Below are 3876 nucleotides of genomic sequence, written 5' to 3'. Positions count from 1 at the left end.
GTGGTAAGGCAGAGGGGAACGGGGAACGCAGGGAGGGAGGAAGAAGGGGGCCTGGCGCGCGGCGAGCGGCAGGTCAGCCGGTCTTCTTCCAGTCCCCGCAGCCCGTCGTCTTGAAGTACGCGTCCTGCGGGCTGACCGTCACGATCGCGCTGCCGGAGACGTTGTCGTTCGCGGCGATCGACTCCAGCCGGTTCTCGGCGTCCTTGGAGCGCTCCCAGTAGCACATGTCGTCCTCGTTGCCCGAGGACTTGTAGGTGCCCGGCGCGATGTCGACGCCGACCTTGTACATACCGCCGTCGCCGTTGATGTCGCCGCCGGCCGGGGAGCCCTTGGCCTTCTCGTCGACCGTCTCCCAGCTCTTGCAGTCGGTCGACTTGAAGATCTTGTCGCTCTCCTTGACGGTCACATAGGCGGTTCCGGTGACGTTGTCGTTGGCGAGGATCGACTCCATGTCGCCCGAGGAGTCCTTGGCGCGCTCCCAGTAGCAGAGCCCGTCCTCGTTGCCGGTCGAGCGGTAGGTGCCGGGCTTGATGTCCGAGCCGACCTCGTAGGTGCCGTCGCCGCCGAGTCCGGCCTTCTTCTTCTCGCTCTTCTTGTCGCTCTTGGTGTCGCCGTTCTTGGTGTCGTTCTCGCTGGACGAGGCCTGGTTGCCCTTGTCGCCGCTGTCATCGCCGCCACCGCCGCTCGCGGCCGTGGCGATCACGATCACCGCCGCGACGGCGCCGATCCCCGTGAGCAGCTTGTGCCGGGCGAACCAGCTCCGCTTGGGCGGCTGCGGCTGGGCGTGCTGCCCACCTCCGTGCTGACCGCCGCCGTACTGCGGCCCGCCCTGCTGCGGGTTCCCGTACGGCTGGCCGTGCTGCTGGCCGCCGTACTGCTGGGCGCCGTACTGCTGCTGGCCGCCGTACGGGTTCTGCGGGTCGTGCGGGTGCTGAGGCTGCTGAGACATGAGGGCACCTTTCCGGGCGCTGACACGAAGTCCGTGAACCGACGGGTCAATAAGAACAGACGCTGTGAACCGAGTCAACACAGTTCACAAGAGTTCGTGCATTCACGAGTGTGAGCGGCGTGGGCGGTATGCTCCGTGTCACCGCAGGCGCACAGCCAGGAGAAGGAGTCAGCCGGGTGCCGGACAACGCGACAGAGGTGACCGCCGCAGGGATCGCCCGGCTGGCCGGAGTCGGACGCGCGGCCGTGAGCAACTGGCGCCGCCGCCACGCCGACTTCCCGCAGCCCGTCGGCGGCACCGAGACCAGCCCGTCCTTCGCGCTCACCGAGGTCGAGTCATGGCTGCGTAAGCAGGGCAAGCTCGCCGAGGTGCCGCTGCGCGAGCGGGTCTGGCAGCAGCTCGCGGGGCACCCGGCCGGGCCCGCCACGGCCCTGCTGCACGCCGGCTGCGTCCTCCTGCTCGTACACACCAGGCCCGCTGACTGGCGTGAACTGACCGCCCGGTCGGACGAACAGACGGCCGAGCTGCTGCCGGGCCCGCTGGAGGCCGTACTGACCCAGCGCCTCGGGGCCGCCGCCGACCGGGCCGTACGGGTCCCGGGTCCGGCCGAGCTGCTGCCGTCCGTACCGCTGCTGCGCGGCGTCGCCGAGCTCGCCGCCGAGCTGGGGCGCGGGTCACAGGTCCCGGGCGCGCGCCAGGCCTACGAGTTCCTGGTCGGGCGGCACCTGGACGCCAACCCCCGCCAGTACCCGCTCACCCCGTCAGCGCCCGCCGAGCTGATGGCCGCGCTCGCCGGCGCCGCCGACACCGTCCTGGACCCGGCCTGCGGCACCGGAGCCCTGCTGTCCGCCGTCGCCCCGCACCCCGAGCAGTGGCTGTACGGGCAGGACAGCGCCCCCGAGCTGGCCGCCCTGACCGCGTTGCGGCTGGCGCTGCACTCGGACGCCGCCGTGCGCACCGCCACGGCCGACACTCTGCGCGCCGACGCCTTCGAAGGCCTGCGGGCGGACGCGGTGCTCTGCCACCCGCCGTTCAACGAACGCAACTGGGGCCATGACGAGCTCGCCTACGACCCGCGCTGGGAGTACGGGTTCCCCGCCCGTACGGAGTCCGAACTGGCCTGGGTCCAGCACGCCCTGGCCCGGCTGCGGGACGGCGGCACCGCTGTCCTGCTGATGCCGCCCGCCGCCGCGTCCCGCCGCTCCGGCCGCCGTATCCGCGCGGACCTGCTGCGCCGCGGCGCGCTGCGCGCGGTCATCGCGCTGCCCGCGGGCGCCGCGCCGCCGCACAGCATCCCGCTCCATCTGTGGGTACTGCGCAGGCCCACCGGGTTCGCCGGGTCCACCCCCGAGGTACTGCTGGTCGAGACGTCCGCACTGGTGCAGGACACCCGCGAGAAGCTCCCCTGGCAGGAGGTGCGTACCGCGGTCCTCGACGCCTGGACGGCCTTCGACCGTGACGGCACGGCCGCCGAGACCCCGGGACTCAGCCGCCCGGTGCCGGTCATCGAACTCCTCGACGACGACGTGGACCTGACCCCGGCCCGCCATCTGCCGCCGCCGGCGGCGGGCGGCGGCGCCGAGAAGCTCGCGGCCCTGCGCGGCGACCTCGCCACGACCCTGCGCCGCACGGTCGAGCTCACTCCCGCCGCGGCCGATCCCGAGCAGCCGGTGCGCTGGCCCGGCACCACCGTCGGCGAGCTCGCGCGCGGCGGCGCCCTGACGCTGCGGATGGGCTCGGCGGGCGGCCACGCGCGCGTACGGGTCCTCACCGACCATGACGTACTGGCGGGGACGGCACCCTCCGGGACGCTGCCCAAGGGCGATCCGGACGATCCGAGCGACGAGCCCGTGCTCGTCGAAGAGGGCGACGTCATCGTCCCGGTGCTCGGCGGCGGCACCGTCGCGCGCGTGGTCGACGCGGCCACCGCAGGTGCCGCGCTGGGCCGCAACCTCTGCCTGCTGCGCCCCGACCCGGCCGCGCTCGACCCCTGGTTCCTGGCCGGATTCCTGCGCGGCACCGCCAACAACCGCCAGGCCAGCAGCTATGCCTCCACCGCGACCCGGCTCGACGTCCGTCGCCTCCAGCTGCCCCGTATTCCGCTGGAGCGGCAGCGGGCGTACGGCGAGCGGTTCCGTACGCTGGCGGCCTTCGAGGAGGCGCTGCGGCTGGCCGGGCGGCTGGGCGAGCAGCTCATCCAGGGGACGTACGACGGGCTGACGGACGGGACCATCGGGCCCGAGTGACGGCAACGGGGGTCCAGTTGTCGGCAGGGCTGTATACGCTCATCCCTGCACCAACGCGTTCGACCGTCCGAGGTACCGTCCCCGTCTTTCCGCTTGCCCCAGGAGCAGCCCCATGCACGGCCACGGCTATGCGCCGCCGCAGCCCCCGCGCCCCTCGTCCACGCAGGTTGTCGTGCTGCGCGTGGTCTTCGTGGCCCTGGCGCTCGGCTCCTGCGGGTTGGGCTCCTGGGCGGCGACGCTGCGGCTCGCGATCACGACCCGGGTCCGCAGGGACTGGGTGGCGTTCTGGGTCTCGTTGGGTGTCGTCGTCGGCTGCTTCGCGGTGCTGCTCACGGACGACACCGAGGACCTGAGCACCACACGGGGCACTCTGGCGATGGTCGGGCTGCTGGCCACCGCCGTCGCCGTGACCGCGTACTACCTGACGATGGACATCCGCCACCACCGGCCACCGCAGGCGCACTACGGCTACCCACCGCAGCAGCACCAGGCCTCCGGTCCGTACGCGCCGCACACGGCCACGACCCAGGTGGCCCCGTCGCAGGCGCCGGGCTACGACTACCCGCCCCAGGCTCACCCCCAGCCGCAGGCTCACACTCAGCCGCAGGCCCACACTCAGCCGCAGGTTCACACCACGCCCCAGACCCACACCACGCCCCAGGCCCAGCCCCACACCCCGCC

The 3876-nt window shown here is 72.8% G+C and carries 3 protein-coding genes; 2 read left to right on the top strand and 1 reads right to left on the bottom strand.

Annotation, left to right across the window (positions count from 1 at the left end):
• Positions 1-73: 73 nt before the first annotated feature.
• Positions 74-949 carry a hypothetical protein gene (locus tag U9R90_RS34140; RefSeq protein ID WP_411061194.1) on the bottom strand — a complete coding sequence of 292 codons (876 nt, stop codon included), beginning with the start codon at positions 947-949 and terminating at the stop codon, positions 74-76.
• A 176-nt stretch (positions 950-1125) separates the two neighbouring features.
• Here U9R90_RS34140 and U9R90_RS34135 point away from each other — a divergent pair, with 176 nt between their 5' ends.
• Together U9R90_RS34135 and U9R90_RS34130 are read left to right on the top strand one after the other, a co-directional pair.
• Positions 1126-3195, top strand: a complete 2070-nt coding sequence (locus tag U9R90_RS34135; protein ID WP_411061192.1) for an N-6 DNA methylase — start codon at positions 1126-1128, stop codon at positions 3193-3195.
• Between the two features lie 112 nt (positions 3196-3307).
• A partial coding sequence (locus U9R90_RS34130) for a hypothetical protein (protein ID WP_411061190.1) occupies positions 3308-3876 on the top strand: 569 nt, incomplete at its 3' end.

This window comes from Streptomyces sp. E11-3, from assembly GCF_046540415.1.
GTDB lineage: Bacteria > Actinomycetota > Actinomycetes > Streptomycetales > Streptomycetaceae > Streptomyces.
Note: the sequence above shows the minus strand (reverse complement) of the source record. Positions and strands in the feature narration are given on the sequence as shown.

Excerpts from the sequence above, each read along its gene's own strand:
- U9R90_RS34140 (WP_411061194.1), bottom strand. The coding sequence starts at position 949 with ATGTCTCAGCAGCCTCAGCACCCGCACGACCCGCAGAACCCGTACGGC.